General features: G+C 71.6%; 14 protein-coding genes and 1 pseudogene. 3 read left to right on the top strand and 12 right to left on the bottom strand.

Annotated features, from left to right (window positions below):
* Window positions 1-20: 20 nt before the first annotated feature.
* A complete protein-coding gene (locus ACFY29_RS19710) occupies window positions 21-1,037 on the bottom strand; it encodes a GNAT family N-acetyltransferase (protein ID WP_386988523.1) in 1,017 nt (338 codons plus the stop codon).
* Window positions 1,038-1,109: 72 nt separating this feature from the next.
* Window positions 1,110-2,546: a lytic murein transglycosylase gene (locus ACFY29_RS19705; RefSeq protein ID WP_386988520.1), complete on the bottom strand. Its 1,437-nt coding sequence runs from the start codon at window positions 2,544-2,546 to the stop codon at window positions 1,110-1,112.
* Window positions 2,547-2,601: 55 nt separating this feature from the next.
* On the opposite strand from ACFY29_RS19705, the gene ACFY29_RS19700 reads away from it, so the two are divergent.
* Both ACFY29_RS19700 and ACFY29_RS19695 read left to right on the top strand, forming a co-directional pair.
* Window positions 2,602-2,823: a zinc ribbon domain-containing protein gene (locus ACFY29_RS19700; RefSeq protein WP_328420736.1), complete on the top strand. Its 222-nt coding sequence runs from the start codon at window positions 2,602-2,604 to the stop codon at window positions 2,821-2,823.
* A 153-nt stretch (window positions 2,824-2,976) separates the two neighbouring features.
* The gene (locus ACFY29_RS19695; protein WP_386988003.1) at window positions 2,977-5,817 is read left to right on the top strand and encodes an ATP-binding protein; all 2,841 of its coding nucleotides are present in this window, start codon (window positions 2,977-2,979) and stop codon (window positions 5,815-5,817) included.
* A gap of 67 nt (window positions 5,818-5,884) precedes the next feature.
* Here ACFY29_RS19695 and ACFY29_RS19690 read toward each other — a convergent pair whose 3' ends face one another.
* The 7 genes from ACFY29_RS19690 to ACFY29_RS19660 form a co-directional block, all read right to left on the bottom strand.
* The gene (locus ACFY29_RS19690) at window positions 5,885-6,424 is read right to left on the bottom strand and encodes a phospholipase (protein ID WP_386988001.1); all 540 of its coding nucleotides are present in this window, start codon (window positions 6,422-6,424) and stop codon (window positions 5,885-5,887) included.
* Between the two features lie 187 nt (window positions 6,425-6,611).
* On the bottom strand, window positions 6,612-8,273 hold the full coding sequence (locus ACFY29_RS19685; protein WP_386987998.1) for a glycoside hydrolase family 10 protein: 1,662 nt from the start codon (window positions 8,271-8,273) through the stop codon (window positions 6,612-6,614).
* A gap of 257 nt (window positions 8,274-8,530) precedes the next feature.
* Entirely contained in the window at window positions 8,531-9,553 is a 1,023-nt protein-coding gene (locus ACFY29_RS19680) for a glycoside hydrolase family 43 protein (protein ID WP_386987996.1), read from the bottom strand.
* Entirely contained in the window at window positions 9,550-10,407 is an 858-nt protein-coding gene (locus tag ACFY29_RS19675; protein WP_328420727.1) for a carbohydrate ABC transporter permease, read from the bottom strand. The genes ACFY29_RS19680 and ACFY29_RS19675 overlap by 4 nt, the downstream gene beginning before the upstream one ends.
* Before the next feature lie 10 nt (window positions 10,408-10,417).
* The gene (locus ACFY29_RS19670; protein WP_386987993.1) at window positions 10,418-11,383 is read right to left on the bottom strand and encodes a carbohydrate ABC transporter permease; all 966 of its coding nucleotides are present in this window, start codon (window positions 11,381-11,383) and stop codon (window positions 10,418-10,420) included.
* Window positions 11,384-11,389: 6 nt separating this feature from the next.
* Window positions 11,390-12,721, bottom strand: a complete 1,332-nt coding sequence (locus ACFY29_RS19665; protein ID WP_386987990.1) for an ABC transporter substrate-binding protein — start codon at window positions 12,719-12,721, stop codon at window positions 11,390-11,392.
* Window positions 12,722-12,780: 59 nt separating this feature from the next.
* A complete protein-coding gene (locus ACFY29_RS19660; RefSeq protein WP_386987987.1) occupies window positions 12,781-14,295 on the bottom strand; it encodes an alpha-N-arabinofuranosidase in 1,515 nt (504 codons plus the stop codon).
* Between the two features lie 145 nt (window positions 14,296-14,440).
* On the opposite strand from ACFY29_RS19660, the gene ACFY29_RS19655 reads away from it, so the two are divergent.
* On the top strand, window positions 14,441-15,448 hold the full coding sequence (locus ACFY29_RS19655) for a LacI family DNA-binding transcriptional regulator (RefSeq protein ID WP_386987984.1): 1,008 nt from the start codon (window positions 14,441-14,443) through the stop codon (window positions 15,446-15,448).
* Between the two features lie 36 nt (window positions 15,449-15,484).
* On the opposite strand, the gene ACFY29_RS19650 is transcribed toward ACFY29_RS19655, so the two are convergent.
* The 3 genes and pseudogenes from ACFY29_RS19650 to ACFY29_RS19640 form a co-directional block, all read right to left on the bottom strand.
* Window positions 15,485-16,210: a methyltransferase domain-containing protein gene (locus tag ACFY29_RS19650; protein WP_328420717.1), complete on the bottom strand. Its 726-nt coding sequence runs from the start codon at window positions 16,208-16,210 to the stop codon at window positions 15,485-15,487.
* A gap of 409 nt (window positions 16,211-16,619) precedes the next feature.
* Window positions 16,620-16,865: pseudogene (locus ACFY29_RS19645) on the bottom strand (hypothetical protein); the annotation flags it as partial.
* 38 nt (window positions 16,866-16,903) lie between these two features.
* Window positions 16,904-18,541, bottom strand: a complete 1,638-nt coding sequence (locus ACFY29_RS19640) for an ABC-F family ATP-binding cassette domain-containing protein (protein WP_386987982.1) — start codon at window positions 18,539-18,541, stop codon at window positions 16,904-16,906.
* Window positions 18,542-18,572 lie beyond the last annotated feature (31 nt).

Below are 18,572 nucleotides of genomic sequence, written 5' to 3'. Positions count from 1 at the left end.
GGACAGTTTCGTGAATTCCTTCACCGTGGCGGATCGAGGCGGTGCACCAGCTCAGCGATGTCGACGCTGTATTCGCACCAGTCCCGGTCGGGCCGGTAGCCCAACTCCGCGTTGACCTTGAGCATCGCCTCGTTGGCCTGTGCGTTCCAGGTCTGCACCTCGGCCAGCTCCGCCTCGGCGGAGCGCAGCTCCAGCAGCATCCGGGCCTTGATCGCCCGGTCGATGCCGTAGCCGCGGTGGTCCTGCGCCACGATCGTGTCGTACTGGTCGGCGCGGGTCGGGTGCTGTGCCGGCACCACCACCTCGGTCAGGCCGGCCACCTCACCGCTCTGCTCGTGCCGGGCCAGCACGATGTACGGCTTCATGCCACGCCGGTGCAGGGTGTCCAGGCTGTCCCGCAGCCGCTGCGGGTCGTAGGAGCTGGGCCGCAGCTCACCGTCGTCGACGTCGCGCACCTCGGCCTTGGCCCGCGCGTACGCCTCGATCAGGTCGTCCGGCGGCCCGCCGGGGAAGAACTCCAGGTGGTAGCCCGCCCCGATGCCGGTGGCCATCTCGGCCAACTCGGCCCAGTCGACCGTGGCCAGGTCGAGCACGCTGCGCGTCTCCACGTACTCACGGGTGAAGCCGAGTGCCTCGTAGAAGGCCACCGCCGGCGTGTCGCCGACCACCTCGACCCCGATCGACCGGAAGCCCTCCTGGTAGACCCGGCGGGCGGCACGCAGCACCAGGTCACGGCCGAGCCCGGCGCGGCGCACGGACGGGTGCACCAGCACCTCGAGCACGCCGATGTCACCGAGGAGCAGCACGTGGACCTGCCCGAGGATCGCGCCCGGCTCACCGGGGACGGTCGACTCGCCCTGGGCGACCCAGGAGATCCGCCGTTCGCCGGGCATCACCTCGGCGAGGTATTCCCGCAGGGAACTCTCCCGCCACGGCGGGTCCTGTGGTAGATCGACCGCCAGGACTGCGTTCAGCGTGTCCACCAGCGACCCGATCTCGGCGGACGACGCGGTCCTGGGGTCCCACTCGCGCACCATCACCCGTCTAGCTTGCCGCTAAGCGCTGCCCGGGGGAAGTGTCCAGTTCTACAATGTATGTGAACGATCACTTCACGTGCGGCTGGCCCGTCCGTACCGATTTGCGGTGTCGTAGACGTCCTGGGCGTACCGGCGCACGTCGTTGTACGACAGGATGGCGTTCCACCAGTCGCCCGGGATGCTCAGGTTGCGGCCGCCCTTGCACAGGTAGTTTCCCGCCGCCAGGGCGGCGTCGTCCAGGTCGTGCGGGTCCTTGACCCCGTCGTTGTCCGCGTCCGCGCCGATCTCCTGCCAGGTGGTCGGGATGAACTGCATCGGCCCGATCGCCCGGTCGAAGGTGGCGTCCTTGTCGAGCAGCCCACGGTCGGTGTCGATGATCCGCATCCGGCCGTCCTGCCCGTCCAGCCGCAGACCGATGATCTGCGGCAGCGCCTTGCCGTCCTGCCCCAGTCTCGCGCCGTTGGCCGAGCCGTGCCCGGACTCGACCTGCCCGATCGCGGCCAGCGTGGTCCAGCTCAGTGCGCAGCTGCGGTTGGTCTGGGCGAGCACCAGCTCGGCATAGCCGTACGCCTGCATCGCCGCTGGCGGGACGCCCACCTTGGCGCCGACCTGCTGCGCCCAGCCGGCCAGGGCGTCCGAGGGCCGCCCACCGGTCACCGGCCCGATGGCCGGTCCGGTCGGCAGCCCGCCGGTCGGGAGCGGCCCGGTCGGCAGCGGGCCGGTCGGGAACGCGCCGGTGGGGAGCGGGTCGGTGGGCAGGGGTACCCCGCCGGACGGCATGGCCGGCGGAACGTTCGCGGAGGCGTCGACCGCAACCGGCCGGGGGGCGCGGATGGTGGCCGGGACGAGCAGTGCGCCGGCTGCGGCGGTCGCGGCCACCAGGGCGAGCAGGAAAACCCCGGGTAGGGTGAGCCGGCCGCTGGGTCGGCGCGCCCAGGCGCGGGTCGCCCGGGCTGCGGTCGCCGCCGCCTGGCGCGGCGGCATGCGGACCGCGTGCGCGAACGGCATCCGCCGCCGGCCGGTGCCGGACGCCGGTGCGCTGGCAGTGGTAGTGGCGGTGGGGACGGTGTCCACGGTGGTCGCCGTTGGGTCCGCCGCAGCGGCGCCGGTCGACGTCGCGGCCTTCGGATCTGCCGGCGTCTCGGCACTCGGCCCGGCCGGGGAAACCGCGGTCGATTCGGTGGCCGGGGTCAGCGCTGTTGTGTCGGCGGCAGGAGGCTCGGTCTTCGGGGCCTCGGCAGCAGGAGGTTCGGTCTTGGGTGTCTCGGCGGCGGGCGGGTCGGTCTGCGGGGCCTCGGCGGCGGGGGTTTCCGTCTTCGGGACCTCGGCGGCGGTGGCCGCTGGCGGCGTGGGGGTGTCTGCGGCCCGGCCACTCAGCCAGGGGCGACGGGGGCGGGGCACGGCTCGTGGCACCGGATCCGGCGCGGCTCCCGACCCTTCGAGCGGGCCGTCGAGCGGCGCTGCCGGCCGTAGCGGTCGTACATGCGTCTGGTCCTCGCCGTCCACCACCCGTCGAGTATCACCCATGCCCCGCCGGGAGTCAGGCCCACGTACCCTGGGTTCCATGCCCAGGTACGAGTTCCGCTGCCGCGCCTGCGGCGACACCTTCGAGGTCAACCGTCCAATGGCGGCGGCCGGTGCGCCGGCCGCCTGCCCGCAGGGACACGCCGACACGGTCAAGTTGCTTTCCGCGGTCGCGGTGACCGGCCGGGGCGCGGGCGGCCCGGGCGGCGGCACCGCGGCTCCCGCCGGGGGCGGCTGTTGCGGCGGTGCCTGCGGCTGCTGATCCGGTCGATTCATGGGCCGCCTGGTGGGCCACCCTTGCCGGGAGCGGGTCCGAGTGGCACCTTGAGGCGGCACCTGCCCGGCCGTTCTCACGATGCGTGATTGGTCGGATTCAGGCAGCATGAACCCGACGTCACGGGCGGAGGTTCCACGCATGTCGCCACGGATCCAGCTCCCGAGCGGTTGGGTGACCTTCGTGTTCACCGACATCGAGGGCTCGACCCGGCTGGCCCAGCTGCTCGGCCCGGATTACCGCCCAGTGCTCGCCGAACACCGACGTCTGCTGCGCCGGACGCTGGCCAGCACCGGTGGCGCGGAGCTGTTGACCGAGGGCGACTCGTTCTTCCTGGCCTTCGATGACGCGGCGGCGGCGTTGACCGCCTGTCTGACCGCTCAGCGGGCTCTGGCGAGCCACGACTGGCCCACTGAGGAGTCCGCGCCCCGGGTGCGGATGGGGCTGCACACCGGCTACGCCGAGCCACGCGACGGGGAGTACGCCAGCCCCGAGGTGCACCGGGCGGCCCGGGTGGCCGCCGCCGCGCACGGCGGGCAGGTGCTCTGTTCGGCGTCCACCGTCCGCCGGGCCGATCCGCTGCCACCCGGTGCCACCCTGCTCGACCTGGGCCTGCACCGGTTGCGCGGCTTCGACGACCGGGAACGGCTGTTCCAACTGGTCGCGCCCGGTCTGGAGCGGCAGTTCCCGCGGCCCCGTACCGCCGACGCCGTGGCACACAACCTGCCGACCCAGGTGACCTCGTTCGTTGGCCGACAGGCCGAGCGGGCGGAGCTGAGCCGGCTGGTGGAGGAGTACCGGTTGGTCACCGTGCTGGGCGCCGGCGGTGCGGGCAAGACCCGGCTCGCAGTGGAGCTGGCCAGTGGAGTGGTCGAGGCGTACCCGGACGGGGTCTGGTTCGTCGACATCGCCGCGGTGACCGACCCGGGGTTGGTGGCGTTCGCCATGGCCGCGGTGCTGGGGCTGCGACCCGAGCCGGGCCGACCGATGCTGGACACCCTGGTCGAGTACGCCGCCGCCCGCCGGATGCTGGTCGTGCTGGACACTTGCGACACCCAGCCGGCGGCCTGCGCGGCGGTCATCTCGCGGTTGCTCTCAGGTGGGCACGGCGTGCGGGTGCTGGCCACCAGCCGGGAGTCGTTCAGCCTGCCTGGCGAGGTGGTGTGGCGGATCCCGCCGCTCTCGGTCGAACCGAGCCCGGACGGCGCGGAGAGCGACGCGGTGGCGCTGTTGCTGGACCGTACGATGGCGGCACGCGGTGGCCGGCAGCCGGACCCCGCTGAGTCGGCTGATCTGCGCCGGGTGGTGCAGCGGCTGGACGGGCTGCCGCTCGCCATCGAGCTTGCCGCCGCGCGGCTGCGGGTGCTCTCCGTCGGCCAGCTCGCCGAGCGGCTGGACGACATGCTCGGCACGCTGGACGCCGGCCGGGAGGACCCGGAGCCACCGCCGGTGGAGCGCGGCTGGTCGGGCAACCAGCAGGACACGGTGGACCTGGTGGCCGCGGCGGTCGGGGTGCCGCCGCCCAGCCCGGCGAGCAGGGCGGTGCAGCGCTCGGCCACCGAGCGGCACCTGACCATGCAGGCCACCGTCACCTGGTCGTACCGGACGTTGGGGCCCCGGGCCGCCCGGCTGCTGCGCTGGCTGGCGGTCTTCGCCGGGCCGGTGGACCTGGCGACAGTGGAGTGGCTGCTGGGGGATGACCCGCTGGATCCGCTCTCGGTGCTGGTGGACAAGTCGATGGTGCTGGCCGAGCCCCGTGCCGCCGGCAGCACGTACCGGATGCTCGACCCCATCCGGGCGTACGCCGCGCGGCGGCTGGTCGCGGCGGGCGAGGAGCACGCCGCCCGGAACCGGCATGTGGCCTGGTCGGCGCACGCGCTCGAGCGGGCTCGCCTGGGCCCGGACGGCGGGCCGGTGACGCTGTCGCTGTACGCGCTCGACCCACTGGCCGGGGAGCTGCGGGCCGCGTTGCGCTGGTGCGCCACCGGCGGCAGCGCCCGCGCGGGCCTCGGTCTGGCCGGCGGCCTGGACCAGTGGTGGCGCGAGCGTGGGCTGGCCCGGGAGTGTCGGCTCTGGCTGTTCCGGTTGTACGGGCGGATCGCCGAGACCGGCGAGCGGATCCCGGAGGCGGAGCTGGCGGCGGCGTACCACATGCATTCGCTGCACGCCGGCGCGGACGGCGAGTTCGCCGAGGAACTGCGTTACTCCCAGCGGGCGGAAGCGGCCGCGCGGCAGGCTGGTGACGCCGGGCTGCTGGCCCGGGTGCTCGCCGGGCGGGCCGCGCCGCTGGTCGACATGGGCCAGTTCGTCGAGGCCGAGCGGGTGTGCCGGGAGGTCATCGACTGGGCGCACGGGCAGGACGTGGTCGGCGAGGCGCTGTTCGCGGTGTTCAGCCTGGCCGAGCTGCTCTGGCGGCGGGGCGCACTGGAGGAGGCGGCGGACCTGTTGGGGGCGGTTCGTCCGGTGGAGGCGGCCCGGCCGGTGGAGCGGGGTCGGCGGTCGGTGGACATGCTGCTCGGCATGGTGGCGCTGGCGCGGGGCGACGTGATCGCCGCACACGAGCACCTGCTGGTGGCGCTGCGCTCCCGGATGGGTCACGGCTACCACGGCCGGGCGTGCGACACGCTGAACGCGATCGCGGTGCGCTGCGCGGCTGGCGGGGACGGGCTGACCGCGGCCCGGTTGTTCGGGGCGGCGCAGGCCACCCGGGCCAGCATGCGAGCCACGCCGGGCATCTACGGCGGCTACTGGGCCGACCAGCAGGCGAAGCTGCGTGAGGTGCTGGGCGACGCGGCCTTCGACGACGCGTACGGCGAAGGCGCCGAGCTGGGGTTGGACGAGGCGGCGGCGCTGGCGCTGGACGTGGAACACCCGGACCTGGCGGCGGATTCGACCCGGTTCAGCACCGGGCTGTCCCAGCCTGCACCGCGTCGTCTCGCCGACCCGGACCGGCACCCGGCCACCCGGACCGAGCGGGCCTGAGCGGTTGGGCGTGGGCCGCGCCGCCGGGGAGGTCCCCAGCGACGCGACCCTCCGTCGGGTGCCGATGTCAGGCGCGTACGCCTGCGCGGCGCTCGGCGTCGGCCTTCATCCGGGCGGCCCGGTCGATGTCGGCCTGCTGCACGGCCGCCACCGAACCGAAGATGCTGACCGCCTGGTAGTAGGTCCAGGCCAGGCTGTTGCAGGCTGGCCGGACGATCGCGTTGTAGGTGGCGCAGACGCGCTTCAGGTCCTGGTAGAAGGCGCTGTCCAGACGGGACTTGTTGGCCGAGAACTGGCCGACGGCCTTGTAGTTGCGGTAGCCGAAGTCGTGCCGGTAGCAGCCCAGGTTGAAGGTGAACCCGAGGGGGTTGTCCGGGCTCGACGAGCAGTAGTCGGTGGACCAGTCGAAGGCGTACTCGGCCCAGGGTGCCCGGTTGGTCCGGGCGTTGTTCCAGGAGTTGTAGCTGGAGGCGCTGGTCTGGGTCCAGCTGGAGAGCACGGAGAGCCGCTGTTGGGGGGTGACGGCGGCGGCGGGGGAGGCGACGGCGAGGGCGGCGAGCAGCGCGAGCGCGCCCGAGGCGATCAGGGTGGCGAGACGTCGGGGCACGGGTTACCTCCGCGGGGGTGAGCGGGTGGGACGGAAGTTACCGGCGGGTTACCGGATGTCGATCAGTCTCGATTAACTGATCAACTTGTCGGTATATGTCGCGCCACCTATTGGTGACATACGTTGAAACAGACGAATGCCCCGGGTGCGCGGTGGCACCCGGGGCATCCGGCGAGGGTCGTACGGGTCAGCGCAGAACGAAGGCCGGCGGGCTGACCGGGCTCTCGTTGGCCGACCGGTCCAGCGCGGTCACCTGGTAGGTGTACCGCTGGCCGGCCTCCGCCGAGGTGTCCACCCAGGACTGCTTTCCACCGGGCGTCGCCCGGACCGTGTCGACCAGGTGCGCGGCGTCCGCGGTGCCGCACCGACCGGGCAGCGTGGTGCCGTCGAACCGGTAGATCGCGTACGAGGTGGCGGTGCCGAACGGTCCGACGCCGTCGGCCGGTTGGTGCCAGGTCAGCCGAACCCGGTCGGCCTCCCGGGCGGCCTTGGTGACCACCGGGAAGAGCAGGGGCTTGGCCGGCAGGTGCGACATGGCTGGCACCAGCGCCGGGCGGGAGTAGTGCTCGGCGGCGTAGATGTCCGTGGCGCCGAGCCGGTTGGCCCGCACCTGGACGGCGGAGAAGTGCACGTTGCCCTGCACCTCCGGGAACGCCCGGTTGAGCGTCAGGTGGTCGGACAGCTCGCTCGGGTTCTGCCAGAACGGCCCGAACGCCGGGTCGCCGCTCTTGTAGTCGGCCTGGCCGATGTAGAGCTGCACGCGGGTGCCACGCACCGTCTCGGCCCACCACGGGACCAGCCGGGCGTAGTCGGCCGCCGGGTACTGGCCGATGTACCAGTAGAGCTGCGGCACCACGTAGTCGATCCACTCCTCCTTGACCCACTTACGGGTGTCGGCGGAGATGATGTCGTACGACTGACTGCCGGTGGTGTCCGAGCCGAGCGGGTCGGCGGCCTTGTTGCGCCAGATGCCGAACGGGCTGACCCCGAACTTCACCCACGGCTTCGCCGCCTTGATCTTGCCGTTCATTTCCTGGACCAGCAGGTTGATGTTGTCCCGCCGCCAGTCGGCCCGGTCCGTGAAGCCCCGGTTGTACGCCGCGAACGTGGCGTCGTCCGGCACCTGGTGGGTGCCGCTCGGGTACGGGTAGAAGTAGTCGTCGAAGTGCACGCCGTCGATGTCGTACCGCTTGACCGCGTCCATCATCGCGGTCTGTACGAACTCGCGGACCTCCGGAATGCCGGGGTTGTAGTAGAGGCGGCTGCCGGCCACCCCGGCCGGTGGATAGGCGAAGGTCCAGTCCGGGTGCTGCCGGGCCGGGTGGTCGGGGGCGAGCTGGTTGATGTCGGCGCCGGCGCCACCGGGGGCCGGCATGGAGACCCGGTACGGGTTGAACCAGGCGTGGAACTCCAGGTTGCGCTTGTGCGCCTCGTCGACCAGGAAGGCCAGCGGGTCCCAGCCCGGGTCCTGGCCGCGTACGCCGGTCAGGAACTCCGACCAGGGCTCGTGCGGCGAGGGCCAGAGCGCGTCCGCGGTCGGCCGGACCTGCACCACTACGGCGTTGTGGTTGAGTCGCTCGGCGAGATCGAGCAGGCCGCGGTACTCGGCCTGCTGGGCGGCGATCCGGTCCGGGTCGGTCTGGGACGCCTTGCTGGGCCAGTCGATGTTGACCACCGAAGAGATCCACATGGCCCGGAACTGCCGCTTGGGGGTGGCCGGGTCGGTGGTGCAGGTGGCTGAGGTGGTGGCGGTGTCGGCGCCGGGCGCGGCGCTGGCGGGGGTGGCGGCGACGAGCGTGCCGAGCAGGGCTGCGACCAGCCCGGCGGCTCCGAGCCGAGTTGCCTTCATGCGGTGTGTCCCTTCGTTGGGGCTCCCGGGTGTTCAGCGCGGCACTTCCGGCAAGATTCGCCGCAGGCTATCTGCCGCTGGAAGGAAATTTTCACACTCGGGTCGTTACCGCAAGAGTTCGCACCCGGTCGATTCGATGGAGGCCAGCTCAGGCGGTTGACAGTTCTCGCCGCTGGGTGGCAAAACCGGTCGCCGACAGCTGATCCGGGATGTGCGGAAGGGCCCCCTGCGATCGCAAGGGGCCCTTCCCTTCCACGTCAGGGGCGGGGCTGGGGTTCGCCCGTCGGGCCCTTGACGACCGGCTTGCCGTCGGCCCAGGTCACCTCGTCGAGCCAGACCTGGCGGCCCGGGTCGGTGCTGCCCTCCTGGCCGGGCGGCCAGGCGTGGTACAGCAGCCAGGTCCGGCCGTCCTTGACCACCATCGAGGCGTGGCCGGGGCCGGAGGCAACCTCGTTGGTCTTCACAATCGGGTTCTCGGCGGCCTTCACGCACGGACCGCTCGGGCTCTCGCAGACCGCGTAGCCCTCGGCGTACTCGGCCCGGTCGTAGGCGTTGGCGGCGAAGAAGAGATGCAGCCGACCGTCCTGGCGGTGGAAGAACGGCCCCTCGATCAGGGTGCCCTCCCACGGCTCGGTCTGCTTGAGCAGCTTCGTCGGCTCACCGAGAAGGGTCAGGCCGTCCTCGGCGAGGCGCTGGGACCAGAGCCAGGTGTCCACCCCGATGGCGTTGCCGTCGTTCTTCCACAGCAGCCAGAGGCTGCCGTCGGTGTCCCGGAACGGGCTGGCGTCGATCGCCCCGCCCAGTTCGGCCTGGCAGATCAGCGGGCCGGTCGAGTCGTCCCGGTACGGCCCCTGCGGCGCGCTGGCCACCGCCCGCCCGACGCACTGCCGCCCGGACTCCCGGCCCGCGACGGTGTAGTAGAGCAGGAACTTCCCCGGTGCCAGCTGGATCGCCTCCGGGGCCCAGGTCCTGCCGGCGTCGGCCCAGTCCGGCAGCGCCGGCAGGGCGTCCCCGGCCTCGGTCCAGGCGACCAGGTCGGGGGAGGTGAGCACCGGGACGTTGCGGCCCCCCGAGTTGGTGTGGAACAGGTACCAGGTGTCGCCCACCTGGATCGCGTGCGGATCCGGGGCGTCGGTGCGTACGACCGGGTTGGTGAACATGCTGGGGTCGCTCCCGCTGCTCGTGGGGGTGGGTTCGCTGCCGTCGGCGCAGCCCGCGACGAGCAACGCGGCGGCGATGATCGCCGCCGCGCCGCGTCGCCGGGTGGTTGCCCGGGTCATCCCTTCAGACCGCTGCGGGAGACACCCTGGATGATGTGCCGCTGGGCCAGCACGAAGAGGATCAGCACCGGCAGGCTCGCCAGCACCGCCCCCGCCATGATCACCGGGTAGTCGGTGACGTACGAGCCCTGGAGCAGGCCCAGGCCCGGGGGCAGAGTGAGTTTCTCCGGGCTGAACAGCACGAAGATCGGCCAGAGGAAGTCGTTCCAGTTGGTGAGGAACGACAGCACGGCCAGGGTGGCCAGCGCCGGCTTGGACAGCGGCAGCACCACCCGGAAGAAGATCTGCCACTGGTTGGCGCCGTCCAGCGTGGCGGCCTCCTCCAGCTCGTTGGGGAGCGAGAGGAAGAACTGCCGCAGGAAGAAGACGCCGAACGCGCTGGCCGCGCCGGGCACCACCACCACGGCGAGGGTGTCGATCCAGTCGAGCTGGTCGACGATCAGGAAGTTCGGGATGATCAGCGAGGTCGGCGGGATGAACAGCGTCCCGACGATCAGCGCGAAGCTCACCCCGCGCCCTCGGAACCGCAGCCGGGCCAGCGCGTACGCGGCCATCGAGGCGGTCACCAGCACCAGCAGCGAGTGCAGCGTGGCGGCCAGCATGCTGTTGAGGAACCACCGCAGCACCGGGTTCGCCGAGTTGTTGAGGATCTGCTCGTAGCCGTAACCGGCGAGCGGGTTCGGCAGCCAGCTCGGCGGGATCTGCTGGGCGGCCGTGTACGTCTTCAGCGAGGTGATGACCATCCACACCAGCGGCATCAGGAAGATCAGGGCCAGCGCTACCAGGGTGGCGTAGAGCACGACCCGGCGCAGCGCGGTGGCCGAACCGCGGGTGGTCGGCGTGGGCGTCGTCATGGCGGTCCCCTCAGTCTTCCTTGTAGCGGAAGAGGCGGAAGTTGGCGATGCTCACGACGGCCAGCATCAGGGCGAACACGATGCTCATCGCGGCTGCCCGGCCGGCGTCGTTGTCCCGCAGGCCCTCCTCGACGATGAACCAGACCACCGTGCGCGTCTCCGTGCCGGGTGCTCCCTGGGTGATCAGGAACGACTGGCCGAACATGTTCGCCGAGGCGAGCACGGTCGTGGTGATCACGAACAGCAGCACCGGGCGCAGCCCGGGCAGGGTGACGTTGCGGAACCGCTGCCAGGCGTTGGCGCCATCCATCCGGGCCGCCTCGTACAGCTCCGGCGAGATGTCCTGCAGGCCGGCCAGGTAGATCACCGCGTTGAACCCGGAGGTCCACCAGACGGTCACGCCGACGAGTGAGATCCACGCCCACGGCATGTTGGTCACCCAGGGGGTGTCCGTCGGCAGCCCCACCACGCCGAGGAGCCGGTTGACCAGGCCCAGGTTGGCGTCGAGCAGGAACCGCCAGAGCAGGCCGATCACGGCCACACCCAGCACGTACGGCGCGAAGTAGATCGCCCGGAAGAAGGTCCGGCCGGGGAAGGAGCGGTTCAGCAGCAGTGCCAGCCCGAGCGGTACGACCACGAGCAGCGGCACCGACAGCACCGTGAAGATCGCGGTGGCCCGGACGCTCTCCCACCAGTCGCCGTAGACGGCGGAGTCGCTGGAGAAGAGCTCCTTGTAGTTGTCCAACCCGACGAACGGCCGATTGGGCAGCTGGAAGTCCCACTGGTGCACGCTGAGCCACAGGCCCAGGATGATCGGCAGCAGGCCGAACACCCCGAACAGGATCAGGTAGGGGGCGAGGAACAGATACGGCGTCGCCCGTCCGGTCCGGCCCGCCGAGGCGCCCCGGCGGGGAGTCTTGGCCGCCGAGGGCGGCGCGTCATCGCGCGCCGCCCCGACCTCGATCACGTCCGCCACGGGTTATCAGCTCCCGTACTTCTTGCGGTTGTCCTCGAGCTGCTTGTTGGCCTTGGCCACCCCGTCGTCGAGCGCCTGCTTGGGCGACTTCTTACCCAACGCGGCCTCGTTGAAGGAGTTGTAGAAGGTGGTGATGACCTCGCCCAGACCCGGCGCCGCCGGCGGGAAGGCCGCGTACTCCAGCTCGGGGGCGAGCACGGAGATCTCCGGCAGGGCCTTGAACTCGGCGCTCTCGCGGACCGCCTTGCGGGCCGGCACCTGACCGCCCTTGGCCCAGTCCAGCGAGTGCTGGCTCAGCCAGTTGATGAAGACCTTCGACCCGGCGACCTTGTTGGCGTCGTTGGCCCGCTGCTTCACGATGGTGAAGTTGTGCGAGTTGGCCCAGGCCGCCTGCTTGCTGCCGATCTGGGGCAGGGGGGCGACGCCCCACTGCACCTCGGGGCTCTTCTTCAGATCGTTGATCTGCCAGATGCCGTTCCAGGTGAAGGCGTTCTTGCCGCTCTTGAACGCCAGGTACTCGGCGTCCTGGCCGACGTTGGCCGGCGAGTGGCCCTGCTTGATCATGTCGACCAGCCAGGTGCACGCCTCGACCGCCGGGTCGGAGTTGAAGGTGGCCTTGGCCACGTCCGCGTCGAAGAGCGTGCCGCCCCACTGGTTGAGCAGGGAGTAGAAGGTCATGCCGCCGGTGAACTGGAACGGGCTGACCCAGAAGCCCTGGACGCCGGCCTTCTTCAGCTCGACCAGCGCCGCCGTGAAGTCGTCCTTGGTGGTCGGCGGCTTGTTCGGGTCCAGGCCGGCCTTCTGCATGACGGACTTGTTGTAGTAGAAGCCCAGCGGGTGCATGTCCAGCGGGATGCCGTACCGCTTGTTGTTGTAGAGCCCGCCCTTCCACACCGTCGGGGCGAAGTCCCCCTCGGAGAGCTCCAGGTTCTTGGCCACGTCGTCCAGCTCGGTGATCACGCCGCGGGCGGCGAAGGTGGCGAGCTGGTCCATGTGCATGACCGCGATGTCCGGGCCGTTGCCGCTGGAGGCCGCACCGGGGAGCTTGTTGTAGTAGTCCTCCCACTGGTAGGTGGCCACCGAGACGGCGATGTTCTGGTGCTCGGTGTTGAACTGGTTCACCAGCGTCTTGAAGATGTCGCCGTCGCCGCCGGTGAAGCCGTTCCACAGCTTCAGGTCCACCTTGGGACCGGTGTACTCCTTGCCGCCGTTGCCGGCCGCCGGCCCGGAGGTGCTGTCATCGCCGCCGCCGCAGCCGGCGAGGGTCAGCGAGGCCGCGGCACCGAGTCCGAGACCGAGGCCGAGCAGGCGGCGCCGGCTCATGTCGTTCTGGATCATGCTGGTATCTCCTTGGAGGGGGACGGAATGAATTGTGCCTGGTCAAACCCGGTGCGACTTCAGGCGCTGGTCGGGCCGAAGCGCAGCACGCTCCAGGACACGGCGGGCAGGCGCACGGTGCACCGGCCGCCGTCGGGGGTGGGGGTGGGCATTTCCCGGGGCGTCACCCGATCGGGCTCGGCCTCGGTGTTCATCGCCGACGGGTCAGATCCGGCAGCGAGGCTCAGGAAGGACAGACCGGACAGTCCCGGCAGGCCGCGCAGGTCGATCTCCAGGGGGAGATCCTCCTCGCCACGGTTGACCGCGAAGACGGTCAGCTCACCGGTCTCCTCGTCGTGCACGGCGACCGTGTCGAGCACCGGCACGTCCCCGTACTTCTTCGTGTCGTAGCGCGGCGACACCGGCTCGGTGCGCAGCACGGTGCCGCGGGCGTACCGGGCGGTCAGCGCGAACGGGTGGAAGATGCTCTGCCGCCAGGCCGGGCCGCCGTTGCGGGTGCGGATCGGCGCGATCACGTTGGCCAGTTGGGCCTGGGCGGCCACCCCGACCCGGTCCGCGTGCCGGAGCAGGGTGATCAGCAGGTCGCCGACGACCACCGCGTCGACGGCGGTGAAGTCGTCCTCGATCAGCGCCGGGGCTTCGACCCAGCCGCGCCGGTCCAGGTCGGCCTGGAGTCGGGACTCGTACCAGACGTTCCACTCGTCGAAGGAGATCTTCAGCTTGCGCTTGTGCCGCTGCTTGGCGGCCACGTGGTCGGCGGTCGCGACGACCTCGGTGATGAAGTTGTCCATGTCGACGGCCGAGGCCAGGATGCTGGCCCGGTCGCCGTCGGACGGGTCGTAGTAGGTGTGCGCCGAGATGTAGTCGACGTGCTCGTAGGTGTGCTCCAGCACGGTCGCCTCCCACGCGGCGAACGTGGGCATCCGCCGGTTGGAGCTGCCGCAGGCGATCAGGCTGATCGACGGGTCGATCATCTTCATGGCGCGGGCGGCCTCGGCGGCGAGCCGGCCGTACTCGTCGGCGGTCTTGTGGCCGACCTGCCACGGGCCGTCCATCTCGTTGCCCAGGCACCACAGCCGCACCCCGTACGGGTCCTCCGCGCCATGCTTGCGCCGCAGGTCGGACAGCTCGGTGCCGCCTGGGTGGTTGGCATACTCCAGCAGGTCCAGCGCCTCCCGGACGCCGCGGGTGCCGAGGTTGACCGCCATCATCGGCTCGACACCGGCCTCGGCGGCCCAGGTCATGAACTCGTCCAGCCCGAACGCGTTGGTCTCGATCGTCTTCCAGGCCAGGTCGAGCCGGCGCGGCCGGTCGCCGACCGGGCCCACCCCGTCCTCCCAGCGGTAGCCGGAGACGAAGTTGCCGCCCGGGTAGCGCACCACCGAGACACCCAGCTCCCGGGTGAGCTCCAGCACGTCACGGCGGAGGCCGCGGGAGTCGGCGCTCGGGTGGCCGGGCTCGTAGATTCCGCCGTAGACGCACCGCCCCATGTGCTCGACGAAGGAGCCGAAGAGACGTCGGTCGGCCGGGCCGATCGCGAAGGCCGGGTCGATCGTCAGCTGCGCGGTCCGCAAGGGTGCCACCTTTCCTCATTGCCGGTGCCGGGTGACCGCAGTCACCGCCCACCCGGTATCAGTCGTTTCTACAACGTTGTAGGCAACGTTGTAAAGAGTTGATGTCGAGGTATGGTGCGCTGGGTTACCTCGGGGAGGTTGCGGCGTGCGAAACAGGCTGAAGGACGTGGCCGAACGGGCCGGCGTGTCGGTGAAGACGGTCTCCAACGTGGTCAACGGCTACGTGCACGTGCGGCCGGACACCCGCGCCCGGGTCGAGGAGGCGATCGCCGAGCTGAACTACCGGCCCAACCTCTCCGCCCGTCACCTGCGCAAGGGCCGCACGGGCGTGATCGCGCTGGCCGTGCCGGAACTGGACATTCCGTACTTCGCCGAGCTGGCCCGCCACGTCGTCACCGCAGCCGCCCAGTTCAGCTGGACCGTGCTGATCGACCAGACCGGAGGCCGGCGCGAGCAGGAACGCGTGGTGGCCTCCGGCATCACCGACCACCTGATCGACGGGTTGATCTTCAGCCCGTTGGCGCTGACCGCGGAGGACCTGACCGGCCTGGACGGCACGCCGATGGTGCTGCTCGGCGAGCGGGTCGACCACGGCCCGGCGGATCACGTGGTGATCGACAACGTCGGCGCGGCCCGGGAGATCACCGACCACCTGATCCAGCTCGGCCGGCGTCGGATCGCGGCGATCGGCTCGCAGCGCACGCCCGAGGGCGCCAGCGCCCGGCTGCGCCTGACCGGCTACGCCGACGCGTTGCGCGCCGCCGGCCTGGACTACGACGAGGCCCTGGTGGCGCCCGCGTCGGCCTGGCACCGCGCCGACGGCGCCGCCGCCATGCGCGGGCTACTCACCTCCGGGGTACGCCCCGACGCCGTCTTCTGCTTCAACGACACGCTCGCCCTGGGTGCCCTGCGCGCCCTGCACGAGGCCGGCCTGCGGGTGCCCGAGGATGTGGCGGTGGTCGGCTTCGACGACATCGAGGACGGCCGGTTCTCGATCCCCACTCTGAGCACCGTCGCCCCCGACAAGGCGCAGATCGCCCGGCTCGCCGTTGAGTTGCTGGCCGAGCGCCTCGACGGCGACCGCTCCGCCCCTGCCCGCGAACTCTCCGCCCCCTATCGCCTGGAAATCCGCGAATCCACCCAGACCCCCTAACGGTCGACCCGGTTGGGGCGGGCCGGGGTGGGTTGGTCAGTCGAAGAAGCGGGCCAGGTGGGACTGGGTTGCGGGGTCGGCGTCGGGGGGTAGCGGGGTGAGGTCGGCGAAGATCGAGGCACCGTCGCAGCCGGCGTGCAGCGGGTACCAGCGCGGGGTGCCCGGCGGCCGGAGTTGGCAGATTCCCTTGAACGTCTGCACGTCCATCAGTCGGACGTGGGTCGGGTCCGCCACCGCGTTCACATGCCCCCACCAGGGGCTCATCACGTGCAGTACGCCGCCCGGGCGGAGCACCCGGTGGCACTCGTCCACCAGCGGCAGGAAGTCGATCAGGTGCTCCAGGATGTGCACCGCGAAGAGGACGTCCACCGAGTTGTCGGCCAGCGGTAGCGAGCCGGAGAGGTCCGCCACGGCGTTGACCCCCGGCGCCGGGTAGATGTCCAGCCCCAGGTTGCCCGACCACTGCTTGGTCGGCCCGCAGCCGAGATCCACCACCACCGGCTCCCGCCCGCCAACGCCGACCCGGCACCAGACGCCGTAGACCCCGGCCAGCCGCCCCACCAGGTCCCGGACCAGCCGCAGGTCGTCGGGCTCGGCCACCTCCCCGCTGAGATGGGCCACCCCCCGGTCGAACCGCACCTCGACTGCCAGACCACGCAGCCGGTCGTCGTGCCGGACCTGGTCCGCCCACGCCTGAGCGAGGAACTCGTCGATCGCCCGCAGCCGGTCGGCCGAGGGCGGAGTCTGTGCCAAAGCGACCATTCGGGTCACCTCCCGCCGCGCGATACCCGCATCCGCGCCCGGTATGCCCCGCTCGTCTACCGCGTCGGCGGGTCGGAGTGCCGTTGATCGGCGTGTCGCAGTCTTCGAGGCCAGACCGCAGCGAGCGTGATACCTCAGAGTCATAAAAATGCCTCTGAGGTATCAGGCTCAACTGTGACTGGTGCCCGGCCGAGCCGGAACCGGACATCCGGGGACGGGTCGAGCCGGACCCGCAAGGCCGGGCATGGGCCGAGCCGGACCCGCACGGGCCGGGCACGGGTCGCGCCGGAACCGCAGGGCCGGACCGGGTCAGTCCGCCGAGCGGTCGCAGTGGTCAGCCGGAGAGGGTGCGGCGGCCGGGCCGGCCGCCGCCGCGCATCCGCTGCCGGGGCGGCGCGGCGGCGGGCTTCGGCCGCTTGAGGTGGTAGCGGTGCAGCTCATGGTTGCCGGGCAGGGACGGGTCCTCGCTCATCGCGACCAGTTCCCAGCCCTGGTCGCCGGCCCGGTTCAGGTGGGCCAGCGCGGTGTCGCCGTACGGCGTCACGTCGACCATCGAGCCGTCCGGGCCGTACCAGACGAAGACGACTTCCCAGCCCAGGTCGTTGGTCGCCGCCTGGCGACGGCGGACCAGCAGTGCGTACTCCCACTTGAGCATGGCGTCATTGTCACCCCGCGGCGACGCGCCGGCACGGATCAATCCTCGGCGATCCGCCCGGCGTCGACCCGCAGTCGACGGTTCGTCTCGATGGCGGCCAGCATCCGCCGGTCGTGGGTGACCAGCAGCAGTGTGCCCGGATAGCTGGCCAGCGCCGATTCGAGCTGCTCGATGGCGGGCAGGTCCAGGTGGTTGGTGGGCTCGTCGAGCACCAGCAGGTTGACCCCGCGCCCCTGGAGCAGGGCCAGCGCCGCACGGGTCCGCTCACCGGGGGAGAGGGTGGCCGCCGGCCGTGGCACGTGCGCCGCGCGCAGCCCGTACTTGGCCAGCAGGGTCCGCGCGTCCGCCGGCGACATCTCCGGTACGGCCGCCTGGAACGCGTCGATCAGCGGCGCGTCGCCGAGGAACAAACCCCGGGCCTGGTCCACCTCGCCGACCACCACCCCGGGTCCGAGTGAGGCGGTGCCCGCGTCCAGCGGCAGCCGGCCGAGCAGCGCGGCCAGCAGGGTGGACTTGCCCGAGCCGTTGGCCCCGGTCACCGCCACCCGGTCCGCCCAGTCGATCTGGAGGTCGATTGGGCCGAGGGTGAAGTCGCCCCGGCGTACCACCGCGCCGCGCAGCGTGGCCACGACGGCGCCGGCGCGGGGGGCGGCGGCGATCTCCATCCGCAGCTCCCACTCCTTGCGGGGCTCCTCCACCACGTCGAGCCGTTCGATCAGCCGCGCGGTCTGCTTGGCCTTGGCCGCCTGCTTCTCGCTGGCCTCGCTGCGGAACTTGCGACCGATCTTGTCGTTGTCGGTGGCCTTGCGCCGGGCGTTCTTGACGCCCTTCTCCATCCACGCACGCTGGGTACGAGCCCGCGCCTCCAGCCCGGCCCGAGTGTCGGCGTACTCCTCGAAGTCGGCGCGGGCGTGCCGCCGGGCCACCTCGCGCTCCTCCAGGTAGGCCGCGTAGCCGCCGCCGTAGTGGTGCACCTGCTGCTGCGGCAGATCCAGCTCCAGCACGCGGGTCACCGTGCGGGTGAGGAACTCCCGGTCGTGGCTGACCAGCACGGTGCCGGCGCGCAGCCCCGTGACGAACTCCTCCAGCCGCTCCAGCCCGGCCAGGTCCAGGTCGTTGGTCGGCTCGTCGAGCAGGAACACGTCGTAGCGGCTGAGCAGCAGCGAGGCCAGCCCGGCTCGGGCCGCCTGGCCTCCGGAGAGCCCGGTCGTCGGGTGGTCCAGGTCGATGGCGAGCCCCAGGTCGGCGGTCACCTGCTCGGCGCGTTCGTCCAGGTCCGCGCCGCCGAGGGCGAGCCAGCGCTCCAGCGCGTCGCCGTAGGCGTCATCGGCGCCCGCCGTCCCGGCGGTCAGCGCCTCGGTCGCGGCGTCCAGCGCCGCCTGCGCGGCGGTCACCCCGGTCCGCCGGGCCAGGAAGCCGCGCACCGTCTCGCCCGGCCGCCGGTCCGGCTCCTGCGGCAGGTGTCCGACGCTCGCGGAGGGCGGGCTGAGCGTGACACTGCCGGCCTCCACCGGCAGCAACCCGGCGAGGGTACGCAGCAGTGTCGACTTTCCGGCACCGTTCGGCCCGACCAGGCCGACCACGTCGCCGGGGGCGACCACCAGGTCCAATCCGGCGAAGAGTGGGCGGTCACCGTGCCCGGCGGCCAGGTCCTTGACGATCATCGTGGCGCTCATCAGGACGGCAGCCTATCCGGCCGCCCGCATA

Origin of the sequence: Micromonospora sp. NPDC000668 (assembly GCF_042897975.1) — a bacterium.
Taxonomy (GTDB): domain Bacteria; phylum Actinomycetota; class Actinomycetes; order Mycobacteriales; family Micromonosporaceae; genus Micromonospora.
Note: the sequence above shows the minus strand (reverse complement) of the source record. Positions and strands in the feature narration are given on the sequence as shown.

What these genes read in the sequence shown, in the direction of transcription:
- ACFY29_RS19710 (WP_386988523.1), bottom strand. Translation starts at nt 1,037, where the DNA reads ATGGTGCGCGAGTGGGACCCCAGGACCGCGTCGTCCGCCGAGATCGGG.
- ACFY29_RS19700 (WP_328420736.1), top strand. Translation starts at nt 2,602, where the DNA reads ATGCCCAGGTACGAGTTCCGCTGCCGCGCCTGCGGCGACACCTTCGAG.
- ACFY29_RS19695 (WP_386988003.1), top strand. Translation starts at nt 2,977, where the DNA reads ATGTCGCCACGGATCCAGCTCCCGAGCGGTTGGGTGACCTTCGTGTTC.
- ACFY29_RS19685 (WP_386987998.1), bottom strand. Translation starts at nt 8,273, where the DNA reads ATGAAGGCAACTCGGCTCGGAGCCGCCGGGCTGGTCGCAGCCCTGCTC.
- ACFY29_RS19680 (WP_386987996.1), bottom strand. Translation starts at nt 9,553, where the DNA reads ATGACCCGGGCAACCACCCGGCGACGCGGCGCGGCGGCGATCATCGCC.
- ACFY29_RS19675 (WP_328420727.1), bottom strand. Translation starts at nt 10,407, where the DNA reads ATGACGACGCCCACGCCGACCACCCGCGGTTCGGCCACCGCGCTGCGC.
- ACFY29_RS19665 (WP_386987990.1), bottom strand. Translation starts at nt 12,721, where the DNA reads ATGATCCAGAACGACATGAGCCGGCGCCGCCTGCTCGGCCTCGGTCTC.
- ACFY29_RS19650 (WP_328420717.1), bottom strand. Translation starts at nt 16,210, where the DNA reads ATGGTCGCTTTGGCACAGACTCCGCCCTCGGCCGACCGGCTGCGGGCG.
- ACFY29_RS19640 (WP_386987982.1), bottom strand. Translation starts at nt 18,541, where the DNA reads ATGAGCGCCACGATGATCGTCAAGGACCTGGCCGCCGGGCACGGTGAC.